General features: G+C 71.6%; 17 protein-coding genes. 8 read left to right on the top strand and 9 right to left on the bottom strand.

The annotated features are described in order from the left end of the window. The first annotated feature begins 365 nt into the window (after window positions 1–365). Window positions 366–551: a hypothetical protein gene (locus ABTY56_RS31495; RefSeq protein ID WP_350632765.1), complete on the top strand. Its 186-nt coding sequence runs from the start codon at window positions 366–368 to the stop codon at window positions 549–551. A 56-nt stretch (window positions 552–607) separates the two neighbouring features. Here ABTY56_RS31495 and ABTY56_RS31490 read toward each other — a convergent pair whose 3' ends face one another. The 3 genes from ABTY56_RS31490 to ABTY56_RS31480 are packed head-to-tail and all read right to left on the bottom strand — an operon-like array spanning window position 608 to window position 3,100. After that, window positions 608–1,627, bottom strand: a complete 1,020-nt coding sequence (locus ABTY56_RS31490) for an NADPH:quinone reductase (RefSeq protein WP_350632764.1) — start codon at window positions 1,625–1,627, stop codon at window positions 608–610. Window positions 1,628–1,652: 25 nt separating this feature from the next. Next, window positions 1,653–2,546, bottom strand: coding sequence for an aldo/keto reductase (locus tag ABTY56_RS31485; protein ID WP_350632763.1), 894 nt, complete (start codon window positions 2,544–2,546; stop codon window positions 1,653–1,655). After that, window positions 2,543–3,100, bottom strand: coding sequence for a TetR/AcrR family transcriptional regulator (locus tag ABTY56_RS31480; RefSeq protein WP_350632762.1), 558 nt, complete (start codon window positions 3,098–3,100; stop codon window positions 2,543–2,545). Before ABTY56_RS31480 ends, ABTY56_RS31485 begins: the two co-directional genes overlap by 4 nt. Window positions 3,101–4,115: 1,015 nt before the next feature. On the opposite strand from ABTY56_RS31480, the gene ABTY56_RS31475 reads away from it, so the two are divergent. The 6 genes from ABTY56_RS31475 to ABTY56_RS31450 all read left to right on the top strand — a co-directional run bounded on the left by ABTY56_RS31475 (window position 4,116) and on the right by ABTY56_RS31450 (window position 8,721). Next, window positions 4,116–4,976: a YhjD/YihY/BrkB family envelope integrity protein gene (locus tag ABTY56_RS31475; RefSeq protein WP_350632761.1), complete on the top strand. Its 861-nt coding sequence runs from the start codon at window positions 4,116–4,118 to the stop codon at window positions 4,974–4,976. A 339-nt stretch (window positions 4,977–5,315) separates the two neighbouring features. Further along, on the top strand, window positions 5,316–6,233 hold the full coding sequence (locus ABTY56_RS31470; RefSeq protein WP_350632760.1) for an undecaprenyl-diphosphate phosphatase: 918 nt from the start codon (window positions 5,316–5,318) through the stop codon (window positions 6,231–6,233). Between the two features lie 179 nt (window positions 6,234–6,412). Then, a complete protein-coding gene (locus ABTY56_RS31465) occupies window positions 6,413–6,805 on the top strand; it encodes a hypothetical protein (protein ID WP_350632759.1) in 393 nt (130 codons plus the stop codon). A 65-nt stretch (window positions 6,806–6,870) separates the two neighbouring features. Beyond that, entirely contained in the window at window positions 6,871–7,611 is a 741-nt protein-coding gene (locus tag ABTY56_RS31460; protein WP_350632758.1) for a hypothetical protein, read from the top strand. 45 nt (window positions 7,612–7,656) lie between these two features. Next, window positions 7,657–7,968, top strand: a complete 312-nt coding sequence (locus tag ABTY56_RS31455) for a hypothetical protein (RefSeq protein WP_350632757.1) — start codon at window positions 7,657–7,659, stop codon at window positions 7,966–7,968. Between the two features lie 15 nt (window positions 7,969–7,983). Next, window positions 7,984–8,721 (top strand): hypothetical protein, encoded by a 738-nt coding sequence (locus ABTY56_RS31450; protein ID WP_350632756.1) that lies wholly within the window; start codon window positions 7,984–7,986, stop codon window positions 8,719–8,721. Window positions 8,722–8,832: 111 nt separating this feature from the next. Here ABTY56_RS31450 and ABTY56_RS31445 read toward each other — a convergent pair whose 3' ends face one another. The 3 genes from ABTY56_RS31445 to ABTY56_RS31435 form a co-directional block, all read right to left on the bottom strand. Next, window positions 8,833–9,783, bottom strand: coding sequence for a hypothetical protein (locus tag ABTY56_RS31445; RefSeq protein WP_350632755.1), 951 nt, complete (start codon window positions 9,781–9,783; stop codon window positions 8,833–8,835). Between the two features lie 262 nt (window positions 9,784–10,045). After that, complete coding sequence (locus ABTY56_RS31440) at window positions 10,046–10,291, bottom strand: hypothetical protein (protein WP_350632754.1); 246 nt, start codon at window positions 10,289–10,291, stop codon at window positions 10,046–10,048. Between the two features lie 210 nt (window positions 10,292–10,501). Further along, window positions 10,502–10,873 (bottom strand): hypothetical protein, encoded by a 372-nt coding sequence (locus ABTY56_RS31435; protein WP_350632753.1) that lies wholly within the window; start codon window positions 10,871–10,873, stop codon window positions 10,502–10,504. A 438-nt stretch (window positions 10,874–11,311) separates the two neighbouring features. On the opposite strand from ABTY56_RS31435, the gene ABTY56_RS31430 reads away from it, so the two are divergent. Continuing rightward, window positions 11,312–12,055: an ArsR/SmtB family transcription factor gene (locus tag ABTY56_RS31430; protein WP_350632752.1), complete on the top strand. Its 744-nt coding sequence runs from the start codon at window positions 11,312–11,314 to the stop codon at window positions 12,053–12,055. Between the two features lie 79 nt (window positions 12,056–12,134). Here the strand turns inward: ABTY56_RS31430 and ABTY56_RS31425 are convergent, their stop codons facing one another. The 3 genes from ABTY56_RS31425 to ABTY56_RS31415 all read right to left on the bottom strand — a co-directional run bounded on the left by ABTY56_RS31425 (window position 12,135) and on the right by ABTY56_RS31415 (window position 15,794). Continuing rightward, window positions 12,135–12,776, bottom strand: coding sequence for a DedA family protein (locus ABTY56_RS31425; RefSeq protein WP_350632751.1), 642 nt, complete (start codon window positions 12,774–12,776; stop codon window positions 12,135–12,137). A gap of 1,100 nt (window positions 12,777–13,876) precedes the next feature. Beyond that, the gene (locus tag ABTY56_RS31420) at window positions 13,877–14,632 is read right to left on the bottom strand and encodes a DUF4328 domain-containing protein (protein WP_350632750.1); all 756 of its coding nucleotides are present in this window, start codon (window positions 14,630–14,632) and stop codon (window positions 13,877–13,879) included. A gap of 385 nt (window positions 14,633–15,017) precedes the next feature. Beyond that, entirely contained in the window at window positions 15,018–15,794 is a 777-nt protein-coding gene (locus tag ABTY56_RS31415) for a DUF4232 domain-containing protein (protein ID WP_350632749.1), read from the bottom strand. Between the last annotated feature and the right edge of the window lie 172 nt (window positions 15,795–15,966).

Raw genomic sequence — 15,966 nt, 5'->3', positions numbered from 1 at the left:
GCCAATCATCGCGGCCGGCAGGTGGGCGGCAGGCGTGCTGTTGTGCCGGGAGTCCCGCCACGCCTTCCACAGCGGGCGACTTGATCAGGCAGACGGTGCCAGACTGGCGGCACATCGAAGCTCCGGTGGTGCGAGGCGACTTGGGAAGGTCACCCCGTTCAACCGGAGCTTCGATGCGTTCGTGACGGCCCGGCCCGTACTCCTCGCACCGCCGCGACCCGCAGACTCACACGACCACTGGGACTTTGCAGTGAACCTGCCGGCAGCGCAAGGCCGACGAGCTCGACCGCGGCCTGGGCGCCGAGCTCGCCGCCACGGACCCGCTGTGGTGCCTGGACTCCGACCGGAACCGCTCCTACCGCCGGATGCTCGGCTACCTCCGCGCCGGCGGCACCGTCACGGGCCCGGTCAACCGCACCGGCCTGGGCGACGACCCGTCCTTCCGGCCTGGCGCGTGGCTGCGCAAGCAGGCGAAGGCCCGCACCGAAGGGAAGCCGACCGAGCAACAGACCGCGCTCCTGGACGCACTTCACGCTGCCGCCGCCAGCTGACAGCGCCGGTCCGGGGCGGGATCTGCCGTCACGGCGAGGTGGGGCGCACTGTGGCGTCAGGACGTGATGTCCACCACGACCTTGCCGACTGTGCCGCTCTCCACTGCGCGGTGCGCGTCGGCGGTGCGGTGGAGCGGAAAGCGGGTCAGTGGCAGGCCGTGTTCCTCGCCGACCGGAAGGGCGCCGTCGCGGACCGCGGCGGCGATGTCCTCGGCGGCCGCGGCGCGCGCCTGCGGACCGGCCGTGTAGAGCACCAGGAACTGAAGGCGCGTGTTGAGCACCATGTTGTGCCGCACGTCCAGTTCGACCGGCTTGCCGCCGTCGTTGGCGTAGGTAGCGATCGTGCCGCGCGCTCGCAGCACGGCCAGGTCCAGTGCGATGTTCGTGCCGAGCGCCACTTCGGCGACGATGTCGACGCCGTCCGGGGCGATCCTGCGGATCTCGGCGGCCGGATCCCCCTCTCGATAGTTGACCACGTGGTGGGCGCCGGCGGCGGTGGCCAGTCGGGCCTTCTCCGCTCCGCTGACCGTGCTGATCACGGTCGCGCCGGCCCAGCGGGCGAGCTGGATCACGGCGTGCCCGACCGCCCCGGCCCCACCCGCGGCGAGCACGACCGCGCCGTCCAGCGCCCCCGGCCGCAGGCGGCGCGGGCCGTCCTCGGCGACGGTGAGCGCGCGGTGCGCGGTCAGCGCGGGGACACCGAGCGCGGCGCCGACGTCGAAGCCGGTCTCGTCAGGCAGCGGCACGGCCAACTCGCCCGGTACGACGGTGAACTCGGCGGCGGTGCCGGTGGGCCGCCCGGCGGCAGCCATGAACAACCAGACCCGCTGGCCGACCCGGCTCCGGTCGACGCCCGCACCGACGGCGTCGATCACACCGGCGCCGTCCAGGTGCGGGGTGACCTCCGAGAACTGCTTGGTACGGGCGGGGCCGGAACGGGCCTGCAGGTCCGTCGAATTGATCCCGGACACGGCTACCCGGACGCGGACCTCGCCGGGGCCGGGCACGGGCAGGTCGCGGTCGACGAGCCGGAGAACGTCGGGGCCGCCGTTGTCGCGGTAGACGATGGCTTTCATGATTCCGTCCTGGTCGGGGGACTGGTCAGCCGATGGGGACTTCGGCGGAGCGGGACTCGATGGCGTCGAGGGTGGCCAGGGTGGCGGCGTCGAGAGTGATCGCGCCGACGGCCGTGTTGGCCTCCAGGTGAGCGGGGTCGGCGGTGCCGGGTATGAGCAGCACGTTGGGGGCGCGGTGCAACAGCCAGGCGAGGCCGACCTGGGAGGGTGTGACGCCCAGGGATGCGGCCACGGCGTGCACCGCCGGCTCGTCGGTCGCCTTGGGCAGGCCCGGGAAGGACCCGCCGAGTGGGAAGAACGGCACCCAGGCGATGCCTTCGGCCGCGCACAGCCGCAGCATGTCCTCGTCGTCGCGCGAGACGAGGCTGTACGCGTTCTGCACGCAGGCGATGCCCGCCGGCAGGGCGCGGCGCAGGCCGTCGAGGGTGACGCTGCTCAGACCGATCGCGCCGATCTTGCCCTCGTCGCGCAGGGCGGTCATCACTTCGAGTTGGTCGTCGAGGTCGACCACCTGGTCGCCGTGCGGGCGCAGGCCGGGGCCGGAGTCGAGCCGGCGGAGGTTGACCACCGGGAGCCGGTCGACGCCGAGGCTGCGCAGGTTGTCCTCGACGCTGGCGCGAAGCTGTTCGGGGCGCTGTGCGAGACGCAGTGGCAGAGGCCCGCCCGGGTTGGGGTCGGCCCCTACCTTCGTGACGACCAGGACGCCGCCCTCGGGGCGCAGCGCCTCGCGGATGACCTGGTTCGCGAACCCGAAGCCGTAGAACTGGGCGGTGTCCACGTGGTCGACGCCCAGCTCGACCGCGCGGCGCAGCAGGGCGACGGCCTCGCCGCGGTTGTGGTGCAGGCGTTCGAGTTGCAGGGCGCCGTAGCCGACCCGGAAAACGGTGCGGCCGGCGAACGGAGCGGTCAGGGTGGTCATGGCGCGGTCTCCTCGGCCGGTGACTGCAGGGCGGTATACAGCAGTTGGGCCAGGTAAAGGCTCTGCACGCGGTGGGCGATCGGGGTGGCGCGCTCCTGAGCCTCGGCCGACTCGAGGTGTTCGACCTTGACCAGCCAGGCGGTGACGCTGTCGTGCACCATCGCGCGCATCCGGTCGATCGTGTCGACGACGATGCCGTGGATGGCCGGGTTGTTGGTTGCCTCACCCCAGGTCTGCACGCCGACCCGGGCTTCGACCGGGTCGATGCCGGCGATCAGGCAGGCGAGCAGTTCGTCGGGGTCGGGCGGGGTGTCGCTCCCGGCGTACTCGCCGAGGACCTCCGCGCGCTTGGCGAGCACCGCGTGGGCCGAGGCCTGAACCAGCTCGGCCTTGTTGCGGTAGTGGGCGTAGATCGAGCCCGTCGACAGGCCGGACTCGGCCGTGATGTCGGCGATCGAGGTCCGCTCCAGGCCGTTGCGGCTGAAGCAGCGTACGGCGGCCTCGGTGATCTGGGCGCGCCGGAGTTCCTTGCGTGCGTCGGTGAGTCGAGGCACCACACCTCCTGTAAAAAGAATCGTTGTTCTTCTTGTGATCTCACTATACAGAACCGCCGTTCTGTTTGCCGTGCGGCGAATGTGGCGGGGATCACACTTCGGGGAAGGCCTGCGGCCCGGCCCGGGCGTCCAGGAGGCGTGAGATCGGTGAGCGGGTGCGGGTTCCCGGGCGGGGTTCGGCAGTCGGACCGCGGTGACCGTCACACCCGGTCCGGCCGGGCAGGGGCCCGTGTCGAGGCCGGCCAGCAGCCTGGCCGCGGCGCGGACCGTCATCGTGGGAGCGGCCTTCGTGCGTCGGGGCACGGGGGCAGTGGGGGCGGTGGACGCCGCCGACGCCGTGGGCGCGGTCCGCAGGAGCTTGTCGTAGGTCTTCACGCCGAGGTCGGCGAGTGTGAACGCGCGGGGGCACACGGGGCAGACCACGGCGACGTACCGGTACTGGCGGCCGCCGGACTCGTACGGGCGGCGCAGCGAGTGCAGCGGTCGGTCGCAGTCGGGGCACCGGCGGGGCAGCTGTTCCTGGTAGGTCCAGCCCGGTTCGGTGAACCGCTGGAGCAGCCCTTCGTCCGACAGGTCGCTCCCCCACCTGTCCCGGACGAGCTGGGGAACTGTCAGATCGGCGGCCTCGCTGTCTGTTTCGTGTACGGTGCTCACCGTGTCAGCCAGAACGGCACTCCTGCCGGAGGGGCTTCACCGGGAGTACCGGCCGGCGGCGGGCGGCATCGGCGCCGCCCTCGACGTCCCCCCGGGGGGAGATCAGCGCATTCCGTGAGCGGATCGGGGTACTCGCCCGGCGGGTTGCCGGGCCCGGGCAGCACCCACCGCGCGAGGATCACTCCGGCGACGGTCCGCCGCACTGGCTCGAAGGGCCTGCACGGACCTGCCGGACTTCCCTCGCTTCCTTTCTGCTCAGCCTCGCCACACCGCTACTCCGGAGGGCCACACGAGACGGATCAGCCGCGAGACTCTCCTGAGGACGGCGACCTTCTGGCTCCGCCCGGCGTTCGCGCTGCGCGTGGTCAGCCGGTTCCAGCGTCTCGTGGGCTTCGACCGCTCGATGGCCCTGTCCTCCGCCGCACTGACGGCCCTGGTGCCGTTGGCCATCCTCTGCAGTGCTCTCGTGACCCACTTCGGCGGCAAGGACGTCGCCCAGCGCGTCATCGACCGCTACGGCCTCACCGGGGCCGGCGCCGAAGCCGTACGCCAGATGCTCGCCCCGTCGAGCGGGTGGACCACCGCGGGGCTCTTCGGGATCGCCTTCCTCCTCGTTTCGGTGCTGAGCTTCGCGCGGGCCGCCCAGCGGCTCTTCGAGCAGGGCTGGGAACTCCAGCCGTTGAGTGTCCGCAACACGGTGAACGGCCTGAAGTGGATCGCGCTGCTGGCCGTGTACGCCGCGCTGAGCAGCTGGGTGCACGCCGCTCTCGGTCACCGACCGCTGGAACTGGTCGCAGCCGTCGTGGAGGCACCACTGACCGCCGCCTTCCTCATCTGGAGCGGTCGGCTCCTGTCCGCCGGCCGGATCCCGTGGCTCGACCTCGTGCCGTTCGGGATCATCGGGGCCACTCTGCTGACCGGCTACTCGGTGGCCATGAGCGTCTACCTGCCCCACCTCTTCAACTCCTACACGAACCGCTACGGCGCGATCGGGGCGGTCTTCGCCATGCTCTCCGCCCTGTTCGGAGCCATGTTCGCGATCGTGGGCTCGGCGGCGCTCGGGAAGGAGGTCAGGGACGAGCTCGACAGGATCGGCCGGGGCGAACGACCGCCGGACAACGAGGTGCGCCAGCAATGGGACACGGTCCTTCAGCAGGCACGCTCACGCTGGCAGACGACCCGCGGCCATACGGTCCTGGACCACCTGACCAGGAGGCACTGAGCCCGGCGGTCGTCGGCTCTCCGGCCGGGCGCTGCTTGGGCAGCCACGCCGATGGCCACGACGATGAACGTCAAGCCGCGGAGATACCCGGTGGGAGGCGCCAACTGCTCTGGTGTGCGGCCTCGTTGCCTGCGGGGAGATCCCGACGACGCCGACACCTCCGGTCGCTGTCGGTGCGTCAACTCGGTTGCGCAGCAGGCCGTGACCACCGATGAGACAGCGGAATACATAGATCATCTTGTAGTACCCTCGCTCCGCCGGGGGACGGGGGAAGCGGCGTCACCCTCGTGCGGAGGCCGTGCACGGGCCTCCCGCCGATTGCGAAAGTCGTCGTCGAACATGTCCTTCCTGACCTATCCCGAGGCCGTCGGTGTCGGCCTGCTGAACGGTGTCACCGAACTGTTCCCGGTCTCCAGCCTCGGCCACAGCATCCTGCTGCCCGCTCTGATCGGAGGACGCTGGCGGCACGACCTCGACGTCTCCGCGCCGGGCTCGCCGTACCTGGCCGTCCTGGTCGGGCTGCGCCTGGCCACCACCCTGGCGCTGGTGCTCAGGTTTCGGCACGACTGGGCGCGGATCGCGCGCGGCCTGTGCAGTTCGGTCCGCCGGCGGATGATCCGCGACCCGGACCAGCGCCTCGCCTGGCTGGTGATCGCGGGGGCCGCCCCCGTCGGTGCCGCCGGGCTGGCCATCAGCGGGGTGTTCAAGGCGGTGCTGGGCAAGCCCGTCCCCGCCGCCGTGTTCCTCACCGTGAACGGCCTCATGCTGTTCGGCGTCGAGGTGCTCCGGCGCGACGGCTCCGGCCGACGACGGGCGCAGCCGTACGTCGCGCCGGGCGACCGGCACCTCTCCGCGGAGGGACAGTCGGACCGTCGGATCGTCCAGTTGAGCTACCGACAGGCGATCTGCATCGGAGCAGCGCAGATCACCGCCTTCCTGCCCGGGATCAGCCGTACGGGGATCACCATCGGCGCCGGCGTCCTCAACGGTCTGTCCCACGAGGACTCGGCCCGCTTCGCGTTCCTCCTGACCGCGCCCGTGATCGGCTCCGCCGCCCTGTTCGAACTGCCCGCGCTGATCGACGCGCGCGGCGCCGACCTCGGCGCACAGCTCCCGATCGCGAGCGCCCTCGCCTTCGTGGGCGGGTACGCGGCCGTGCACTTCCTCAGCAGGTACTTCAGGACGCACACGCTGAAGCCGTTCGCCTGGTACTGCTCACTGGCCGGGCTCGGCGGGTTGGTCTACCTCACGGTCTGAGCGCCGCGCCGAGCACCGGTACGGCGCGGTGGCGGCGAGGCCGGGGGGCGTGGCAGCGGCGCGGACGGGGGGCTCGGGCGTCGTCGAGGGCGGCGCATGACGGTACGCCAGTACTCGCGGTCCGCCCCGAACGGCCGTGCTCGGGCTGTGTATAGTACGCGCGGAGACGGGGGTCCCACGTGAGCGACAAGGCTCGACCGAAGAACGCCGACCGAACCACAACCGTGCTGCTCGGACTGATGGCCGAGTGCCCGCTGCTGCTCTGCCCTCTGCTGGTCTGGCACGGCAGATCATGGGCGCCTGCCTGGTGGGTGGACGCGACGCTGTACCTGGTGGCCGCTGTCACCGCGGCGGCCGTGGTTCTCGCGGTGCGCCGCCCGGTTCCGGTACGCGGCGTCCGGCGCGCGGCGGCCGTGGTCGGCGGGGCCGCCGGCCTGGCGGCAGTGGTCGCCGCCACCCTCTTCCTCGGTGACTCCGACGTCTCCTCCAGCGGCTGGGTGCTTCTCGGTGCGGTCGTCGCACTGGCCCTCCTGTGCAACCAGCTGACCCTCACGGCAGCGACGCGCTCCTGACCGTCACCAACCACGTCAACCGATGGCCGCCGACACACGGTCAGTCGGCACGAGAGGCCTGTGCCATGAACGACCCCCTGGGTGATCTGCAGCAGATGAGCGCCTTCCTGGGCGACCTCACCCATGCGCTCGCTGCGACCCTCGACGTCCTCCCGCAGCGCTCCGAGGGCGCCGACCGCACCGGCTCGGTGACCGTCGTGCTCGACCCGGAGGACCTCCCGCTGTCGATCGTGGTCGCGGCCGGCTGGCAGCAGCGGCTGTCACCGGACGCGCTCGGCGGCGCGGCGGTCGAGGCCGGACAGGCCGCCGCCGTCAACCGGTTGTCGGTCTGGCAGCAGGACGCCGGGCAGGCGGCCTGGGCGGCCGTACCGGACCGGCTGCCCGAGGACGGTACGGCGGCGGACGCCGGGGCCGCGACCGCACCCGACCTGACCCTGCTCGTCGGCGACGTCAGCCAGGTCACCCCGCGGCCGCTGGAGGTGCTGGCCGAGGACGTACTGACGGCGCTCGACCGGGCGGGCGCACCGGGCGCACCGGTGCAGGGGCGCGGCTGCGACGAGGCCGGACACGTGACCGTGGTGCTCTCGCGCGGCGGGCTGGTCTCCTGCGAGCCGGACGAGCGGTGGGCGGCCGCGGCCGGCAACACCGCGCTGAACCACGCGCTGGCCGCCGCCCTCTCGAAGGCCCGCAGCAACCTTGCCGACGCCGTCCGGTCCGCCAAGGAGGAGGCCACCGCGGGCACCGACAGGATGCTGCGCGAGGCCCTGGCACTGCTGGCGGACCCGAGCAAGCTGCGCAACCCGTAACGCACACCGGCCGCAGGGCCGCACGACCCGGAAGGGAGCGACACCATGGCCGACGACGGCTTCAAGGTCACGACCGACACACTCCGCGCAGAGGCCGGAATCTGGGACCAGCAGGGCGAACAGCTCGGCAAGATCGCCACGTCCGTCAGCTCGATGTCGATGGACCGCTTCCAGGCCGGTGTCTTCCAACTCATCGTCAGCGCCTACGCGGAGGTCCTGACGGCCGTTCACGACCGGGCCCAGGAGGGCGAGCAGAACCTCAAGGCCGTCGGTGACGCCCTGCGCAAGGTGGCGGACAACTACGACCACCACGAGCAGAAGACCTCGGCCGACCTCGCGGCAATAACCGGCAACTGAAGCGGAGCTATCGACGTGGCATACCAAGCGGCGCAGTACCAGGCAACGGTCGACAAGCTCACCTCGGGCCTGACCGACCTGTCGGCCAAACTCGACTCCGTCCCCGGCAAGGCGAACGACGCCGCCGACCGGTGGTGGGTGCCCGACTGGCTGGCCGACAAGGTGATCTGGTTCGGGAAGAAGATCTGCGAGATCGGCGCCTGGATCCTGAACAAGATCAAGGAGTGTCTGGAGGGCGCCGCCGCCCCGGTCTACCTGATGATCCACGGCTTCCAGTGGGAGACCCTGCGCGGCCTGGCGAACGGCGTCACCGGCGAACTCCAGCCGCAGATCCTGGGATCGACCGGGGAGTGGAAGGGCCCGGCGGCCGACGCCTACGGCAAGGAGATCCCGCGCCAGGCAGCGGCGGCCACCGCGCTGGGCGGGACCTGCGACAAGACCTCCACCTCCCTGGAGTTGTGCGCGGCGGCCGGCCTGGCCTTCTACCTCGCGCTGGCACTCGTGCTGGTCAAGTTCATCGGCGCCACCATCGCCGCGATCGCGGCCCTCGGCTCGGTGGTCTTCTCCTGGGCGGGCTTCCTGATCATCCTTGAGGAAGCCGGAGTCAACACCACGGTGATCGTCGCCGCGGTCTCCGCCCTGATGGTGCTGCTCGGCGCCCAGGCCAAGGAGATGGCCGCGCTGCACGGCAACGCCGTCGACAACAGCCAGTTCCCCGGCGGCCACTGGCCCGTGTCGGCCAAGCCCGCCTGACAGCCGGCGGAGCAGGTACGCACTGCCGAGGTCAGATCCGGCCCGATCCGGTGCGGGACCCGACCTCGGCCGTCGGGAACGAAGCGCCCGCCGAGAGCCGGCGTCGTCGGGTCAGGTGACGCTGCATGCCCGGAATGACTGGCCGAAGTAGAGGAGCAGCAGGACGATCCCGAATCCGACCGTGGTCGCGGCGGCCACGTCGGCTCCCAGCCCGTGCGCGGCCAGGAAGGGGCGGATCCAGAGGAAGAGCAGTGTCAGCACAGTGGTGTTGACGGTCTGCACGAGTGGCCGCCACGTCAGGTCGTGCAGGGCGTCGGTGCCGGCGGACACGGACAGCGGCACGATGCCGGCGCCGACGAACAGTCCGAAGAAGACGAACATGCCGATGCTCTCGGCGTGCCACGTCCAACCGGTGCGGACGAAGGCATCGAGGTCCTTCGTGTCGTTGACGACGGCTCCGAGCTGTGGGGAGGAGGGCGCCCACAGGGCGCGGACCCGGCCGTCCGGGTGGGGCTCCTCGCGGGTGACCCCGTAGGCGGTGACCTGGGGGCCGCCCGGTATCGCGAGGACGAGGTCGGCGTGGTAGCCCGTGACCTTGCCGTCGTCCTCGATCTCCTCGACGTCGGAGGCGTTGACGACCGTCGCGGTGACGGTGACCGCTCCGGCCTGCTTCAGGTGGCGGACGGAATCGCCGCCGTCCATCTCGCGGAGCGAGGTCGGCACCGCCGCGGCGAGCGGAATGAGGACCCAGACGGCGGCGTGTCGCGCATGGACCCAGGCGCGGGTGTGGAAGCTCCCCGGCACCCTGGGCTCGCGGGCCTTCCGCGTGGGCTGTTTGGACAGCGGCACCCGGCCAGCCCTCGTTCGCGCCCACGCGCGCACGGCGGCTCGCGTCCAGAGGGCGACCAGCCGCAGCCAGAGCAGCCCGAGGCCGGCCCATCCGAGGAGGAGCAGGTCGCTCTGCGGTTGCAGGGCGCCGGAACCCAGTCCGAAGGCCCACACCAACGCGACCGCCATCGCCGCCCACGCGCCCACCGCGCAGCACCGGACCACCCACGTCAAGACACGCCCCACCGCACACCCCCGTGATCGACTTCGGGCGGAGTCTCCCACACGCGCGGGCGTTGTCGGTCCCGGTCGCCAGGATGGGCGATACCGAGCCCGGTGGAGCCCGGTGCGTTCCTGGTCCGCTTCCTGCGCGACCAGCGGGACTGCGTGCAACTGGTACCTCGCGCACTACGAGCGGGACTGACCACCGCAGGACCGGTGCGCGAACGGCTTCTGAGGGGGGATGCGGGTGAACAGGAGTCAGGAGTTCGGGCGATCAGTTCGACTGCTGCCGGGCGGCCTTCTTGGCCTCCGCCTTCGCCCGGTAGGCCACCGCCTTGGGGGAGTCGCCGTACCACCACCACGCGTACCCGGTGGTCGCGACGAGCAACGCCAGGAAGACGAAGAAGGCCGGTCTCAGCACGATCTGCCGCTCTTGGACCATGACCTGAACGGTCCAGAAGGTGGGGATGATGGCGCCCCTGAGCAGGACACCCAGCGTCTTCTTGGTGCGGAGGTTCATGCGCGCACTCTAGGGCCCGGCGGGGGTGCTGACCAAGCGTCACGACAGGAGGCGGATACCGGGGCTGATCTGCCGAAACGTCGCCAATCGATCACCGCCACGACCCCCCGGCCCCTGCCCGTGGTCGGCCCCGTCGCCGGACATCGTGCTCATGCTGCAGCGGTCCGCCCCGGCCTGCCATGGCCGGAGCGGACCGCTGCGGGCGCTGAATCAGCCGGCGTTGCTGGTGTCCGGGGAGAACGGGCCCACGCACACGGTGCCGAGCGAGGCCTCCCTGACGCACACCGTGACGTTCACCCTGCCGGAGAAGTCGGCCGAAGCGCTCTGACCGGGGTAGAACAGGCCGGTCTGCGCGTTGCCGCTGGAGGGGGTGATCGTCCACCGGTAGTCGGTGTAGTGGCCGGAGGACAGCGAGACCGTGGCGTAGGTGTCCCCCACGTACCGGTACCAGGTCGCGTAGGCGCAGATGGAGAAGTTGCCGTTGCTGTTGCAGTGTTGCGTCGTCGCGTGCGCGGAGGTGGTGACGCCCAGCGTGGCCGCGACGACGGCAGCAGAAGTCAGTGCTGCCTTCACGAGCTTCATGCGACTCCCTCGGAGATGTCTGTGGGACCTGGAATGTCCGTGCGGGGCACCCGTTCGTCAACCGGCGGATCCCGGCGGAAATCCGGCTGACCGCCCGTGGTGTCAGGCACGGGATCCAGAGAACCCCGGTGACACGTCGGCCGTCGAATGATTCGATTTCTTTCGAAGGCAATCTCGACGCGGGGGGCGGCTCGTGATCCGGATCAACCTCGGCAGGCAGGGGCTGGGCAAGGTCAGGTTCGCCATGACCCCGCTCGACATCGCCAAGGATCTGCTGTTCTCCCTTGCGCGCTCGCCCGGCCGACTCGACCCCGCGTGGCGGGCCTCGGCCGTACAGGCCCTGTCAGCGCGGCGCTTGGGGTTACTCGCCGTCGTCGCGGGAGGGGCCCACTCGGCTACGCTCCCGACTTCCTCCGGCCGGAACCGTCCGGCTTCCAGATGCCCCTGGACGAAGCCCTGCACCGCGTCGCCACCACGCCCCGGGAACGGATCCGCTACGAGCTCACCGCGGCCGTCGGCGGCCACTCGTGGGGGCACACCGCGGCCGACCGGCCGCCCCGGCTGCTCCTCGATGCCATGGAACGGGGCGAGGAGTACCTGGCACAGCGCGTCGCGGTGGAGCTGGAGCAGTTCTGGCACACCGCCCTCGCGCGTCACTGGCCCGGCATACGGGCACGCATGGAAGGCGACGTGGCCGCCCGCGCCACCGTGATCGCCCAGCACGGCATCGCAGCAGCCGTCGACGACCTGGCACCCAATCTGGAGTGGGACGACGGCGCTCTGAACGTCCACCTGGCGATCCCCGGGCTTCCCACGTCGCACCTCGACGCCGATGCCGCGATCTTCGTGCCGAGCGTCTTCGCGCGACGGGCGACCTTCTGTGGTGCCGAGCCCCCGGGCGCGCCGGCCCCCCGCCTGCCGTTGATCGTCTACCCGGTCGGGCCGAACGACTGCCTCCCGGCCGGGCGCGGCGGGGAACTGATCGGTCCGACGCGCACGAAGCTGCTCGCCGAACTCGCCCAGCCCCGCACGACCGGAGAACTCGCCCAGCGCGTTCACCTCAGTCCTGCGACCGTCTCCTACCACCTGCAGATCCTCCACCGGGCCGGACTGGTGCAACGCACCCGTCGATCCCGCACCGTCCTCTACCAGAGGGTCATGACGACGCACGGTGGGCAGTAGCCGCCCGGGGACGGACGGCAGTGGTCCCGGCGGCCTTCGGTACGGGCAGGACGCGACCGTACGGGCAGGACCGTCCGGTTCAGGAATCCCGGCCGTCGCTGTCGTCCGACGGCTCACGGCCCCGCGCGCGGTGCCGCCGCAGGAACCAGACCAGCAGGGTGACGGCGATGATCACACCGATCGCGATGGCGGCGACCCGGCCGACCGTGCCCTCCACCCTGGTGTAGGCAGCACCGGCGAAGTAGCCGAGGAGGGTGAATCCGACGCCCCAGGCGACTCCCCCGAGGGCGTTGTAGAACAGGAACCGGCGGTACGGCATGCGGGACATCCCGGCCAGCGAGGGCACCAGCGGGCGGAAGAAGGCGACGAAACGGCCGACGAAGACGGCGGCCGGCCCGCGCCGGCGGATCAGGTCCTGGGCCGTACCGACCCGACCGGCATGGCGCTGCAGCGGGCGGGTGTGAAGAATGGCCGGACCGAGATGCCGGCCGATCTCATAACCGGCGGAGTCGCCGAGGACGGCCGCGAAGACCACGACCAGGACCATCCAGCCGAGGGAGGCCCGGCCCTGGTGGGCCAGGAAGCCGCCGAATACGGCGGCAGTCTCGCCGGGGATGAAGAAGCTGAAGAACAGGGCGTCCTCGGTGAAGACCATGCCGCCGATGACCGCGTACACGACCGGGCCGGACAGGCCGCGCAGCCAGTCGAGGATCGAGTGCATCGGCCACACCTCGTCGGCGATCGTGCCCCTTCTCGCCCCAATCTAACGCTTGTCCCGATATCGTCCCCGTCGGGCGGGGAGGGGGCGGTCCGGGCCGAGGTCGACGGCGTCGTCGGCCGCCACGCCGGAGTCGACGTGTCGTCGCTTTTGGTGCTGCTCCGATCACCAGAGGTCAGCGGCGGCCGGCCTCGAACAGTGAGGGACCCGTGGGTGACGTCCGGGTACCAGGGCTGCTCGGGCACCGCGCACGTGAAGCCCCCCGACCACCGGCCCGGTCGCCGGCGACTGTTGGCCACGGGCCCCACCCAGGTCGTACGCGGGTGATCGTCTGTATTCGCGCAGCCGTCGAACGCGGTGAGCCGCTGCGCGGCGCGCACCAGGGGGAGAACCAGCCATGCCGAACGCCGGCGACCAGCCGGACGACAGCCGGATGCGGCAGCGCGACGACGCGACGGGGGCCCCTCCGTCCGGCCCGGGCGCCGTACCGCGCGCGGGCGACTGGAGTGGTCAAGCGATCACCGGCCCTGGCGGCACTGCGGACCGCGTCCGACGGCACGAGCGCACAACAGTACGTCGCGGACGCCCGCAGCCACGGGGCCGGTACGCAGGCAGCCGCCGTCCGGGCCGCGCTCGGCCTCACCGCCGGGTAGCGCGGCCGCTCGGACACGGGCCGCTCGGGCCGCGTGGCGCGCTCGGACGCCGGAGCTGGTGAGCGCGCAAACCACACCCCGCCGAAGGTGCGCCGGTATCCGAAGTCGGCGGGCTCCGCAGGACGATTTCGGCCAACTGGCCTGCCGAGAGGTGCGATTGACGGTCGCACGGAAGTCGGCGGCGGAGATCGGAGCTCCGGCTTCCCGAGGCGTCGTCGCTGTGTAAAGCTGCTGCGGGGAAGGCTCGTTGCGGGAGGGGGAGGGCCAGGCGTTGCCCGAGCGGCATTCGGACGGGGAGCAGCCTCCGGGCTTCCGGACCGTGAACAGGATCGAGGGCACCGTCAACGGCCCGGTGATCCAGGCGAACATCATCGTCGGTGATTTCACCGTCGGCACCGACGGTGTCCGACACTCGCCCGACCGAGGGGCCCCGGCCGGGCGGGTGGGTCGTCAGGCGGAGGGGCTGCCCTCCGGTGCGGCGTCACGCGGCGCTTCGGCGGGCGCGGCAGCAGCGGCGGAGGCCGAGACCACGGCCTGGACCCGGGCTTCCTGGGCGGCCCGTGCGGCGAGCGGGTTGATGTCGGCCCGGCGGGTCTGCTGCATGGCGGTCAGGCGGTTGACCACCATGATCGCCGCGATCGCGGCCACCAGCCGCAGCGCCGACCCGGCGGCCTCGACCCGGATCGTGTTGCGCAGGTCTTCGAGGTCGCCCGGGAGCGACAGGTCCACGTGCCTCACCATGGTGGCGGCGATCCGGCCGACGATGATCGAGCCGATCCAGGTGGACCACCACAGGACGACGACCGCCTCCGACGGCGTGCGTCGCCTTCCGTCGGCGTCCAGCGGCGCGCTCGCCCGCCAGCAGTCCGCCATCAGCTGCCAGGGGAACCAGAGCAGGACGACGGGGGTGAACCAGGCCCCGATGACCCAGCCGCGCCCGAGGCGGTGCCCGTTCGGCAGGAGCAGCTCGGCGTTCTTGCGGATGCGGTAGAACCAGACGATGAACACCACGGCGGTGGCCAGCGCCAACGAGATGTACACCGAGTTCAGCGTTCGCGCCGCGGAGTCCAGGGCCTCGAAGTCATCGAGGTCGACGTCGCCCGGCCCGTCCGCCAGCCCGCCCAGGAGCACGTCGGACCACACGTCGACCGCGACCGCCACCGCCGCCAGCGCAGCGTCCAACGCCAGCAGGGCGTAGACCGCCACGGCAAGGCCGTTCGCCGGGCTCAGCGCCGCCGCCCATCCGGGGGCCGCCTCCGCGCAGCCGAAGCAGCGGCCGCTGTCCGTACCCGCAGGGCGTGCCCCGCACGCCACACACACCATCAGATCGTCAACTCCTGGAATCGCCGCGTGCTCGACCGTGCACGCCGGTACGCCACCACCCCGACCGGGGCGGGCGCGCCGACTTTAGGGGATCCGTGGCGTCGTCGGCCAGGAGAACTCCCAGCTCAGAGGCGGTATCGCCGGATAAGTGGCAGATCGCTCCGACATCCGGGGCCGGGAGTCGGGATCCGGGCCCGGGGAGCCGACCCCCGGGCGCCGGGCGACGGAGCCGGATCGGTCGGCGCATCGGCGTGGTCTGCGTTACCCGTTACTTGCCGGCCGCTGACATGGAGGTGACGGCCTCGGCCAGGGTGGGGCGGTAGATGCCCATCTGCGGGTTGAGGACGTGGGTGCCGCTGGGGAGCGGGAAGTTGTGGGTGTTGGCGAGGGGCATGTTGGTGTCGTCGTCGTCGACGAGGACGTTGAGTTCGTTGATGCCCGGGGTGGTGCCGGTGGTGGCGCCGCTCGGGTCGAGGTCGATCACCACGTAGGCGCTGCGGCCTGCCGGGACCGGGAAGCGGAGCGTGCCGCTGGCGAGGATCGGCATGATGTTGTTGCTCTGGTCCCGGGTGCTGGAGTTGCCCAGGTTGACTCCCGGGGTGGAGCTCAGACTGCAGGTGCCCGTACCGGTGTTGCGGACCTCGATGGCCCACTGGGTCGGCGCCCCGGCGCGGGGCGCCGCCTGGATGGTGAGGTTCTGGATGTCGCACGGCCGGGCGTCCGTGCCCGCGTCCCCGCCACCGGGCTGGGTGCCGGCGGGCTGGGTACCGCCGGGCTTGGCGGCGCCCGACGGGCTCGCGGCGGGCGGTGTCTTCGCGGGCTGGGTGGCGGTGTGCGACGCCCCGGCGGTCGGGGTGCTCGCGGTGGGGGCACCGGTGGCCGGGCCGGCCGGCGTCGACGGCGCGGCGGCGGCCGAGGTGGGCGCGGGAGCCGGAGAGCCGCCGGCCGTGTCGGAGTTGTCGGGCCCGCACGCGGTCAACGCCAGCCCTGCCCCGACGACGAGGGCGGCGGAGGCGAGCAGCGAACGACGGTTGCGGACGAACATGGTGACTCCTTGATGACGGTGGGCAGTGAGAGGTGCTGATCGGCATTGACAGGTGCTGATCGGTGCTGATCGGCGCCGAGGCGCTCGGACAGCTCAAAGGACGTGTGGCAGAAAGAATTTGGTGGCATCTGTGGCGTCACAATCGCCAGGACATGACAGGGACGGGACCGTG

This window comes from Kitasatospora sp. NPDC097691 (genome assembly GCF_040302665.1).
Lineage (GTDB): Bacteria > Actinomycetota > Actinomycetes > Streptomycetales > Streptomycetaceae > Kitasatospora.
This window is presented reverse-complemented; position numbering and strand designations above follow the sequence as displayed.

Coding starts and splice junctions, on each gene's coding strand:
- ABTY56_RS31415 (WP_350632749.1), bottom strand. CDS start 15,794: ATGTTCGTCCGCAACCGTCGTTCGCTGCTCGCCTCCGCCGCCCTCGTC.
- ABTY56_RS31490 (WP_350632764.1), bottom strand. CDS start 1,627: ATGAAAGCCATCGTCTACCGCGACAACGGCGGCCCCGACGTTCTCCGG.
- ABTY56_RS31435 (WP_350632753.1), bottom strand. CDS start 10,873: ATGAAGCTCGTGAAGGCAGCACTGACTTCTGCTGCCGTCGTCGCGGCC.
- ABTY56_RS31485 (WP_350632763.1), bottom strand. CDS start 2,546: ATGACCACCCTGACCGCTCCGTTCGCCGGCCGCACCGTTTTCCGGGTC.
- ABTY56_RS31430 (WP_350632752.1), top strand. CDS start 11,312: ATGCCCCTGGACGAAGCCCTGCACCGCGTCGCCACCACGCCCCGGGAA.
- ABTY56_RS31470 (WP_350632760.1), top strand. CDS start 5,316: ATGTCCTTCCTGACCTATCCCGAGGCCGTCGGTGTCGGCCTGCTGAAC.
- ABTY56_RS31440 (WP_350632754.1), bottom strand. CDS start 10,291: ATGAACCTCCGCACCAAGAAGACGCTGGGTGTCCTGCTCAGGGGCGCC.
- ABTY56_RS31425 (WP_350632751.1), bottom strand. CDS start 12,776: ATGCACTCGATCCTCGACTGGCTGCGCGGCCTGTCCGGCCCGGTCGTG.
- ABTY56_RS31460 (WP_350632758.1), top strand. CDS start 6,871: ATGAACGACCCCCTGGGTGATCTGCAGCAGATGAGCGCCTTCCTGGGC.
- ABTY56_RS31495 (WP_350632765.1), top strand. CDS start 366: ATGCTCGGCTACCTCCGCGCCGGCGGCACCGTCACGGGCCCGGTCAAC.
- ABTY56_RS31455 (WP_350632757.1), top strand. CDS start 7,657: ATGGCCGACGACGGCTTCAAGGTCACGACCGACACACTCCGCGCAGAG.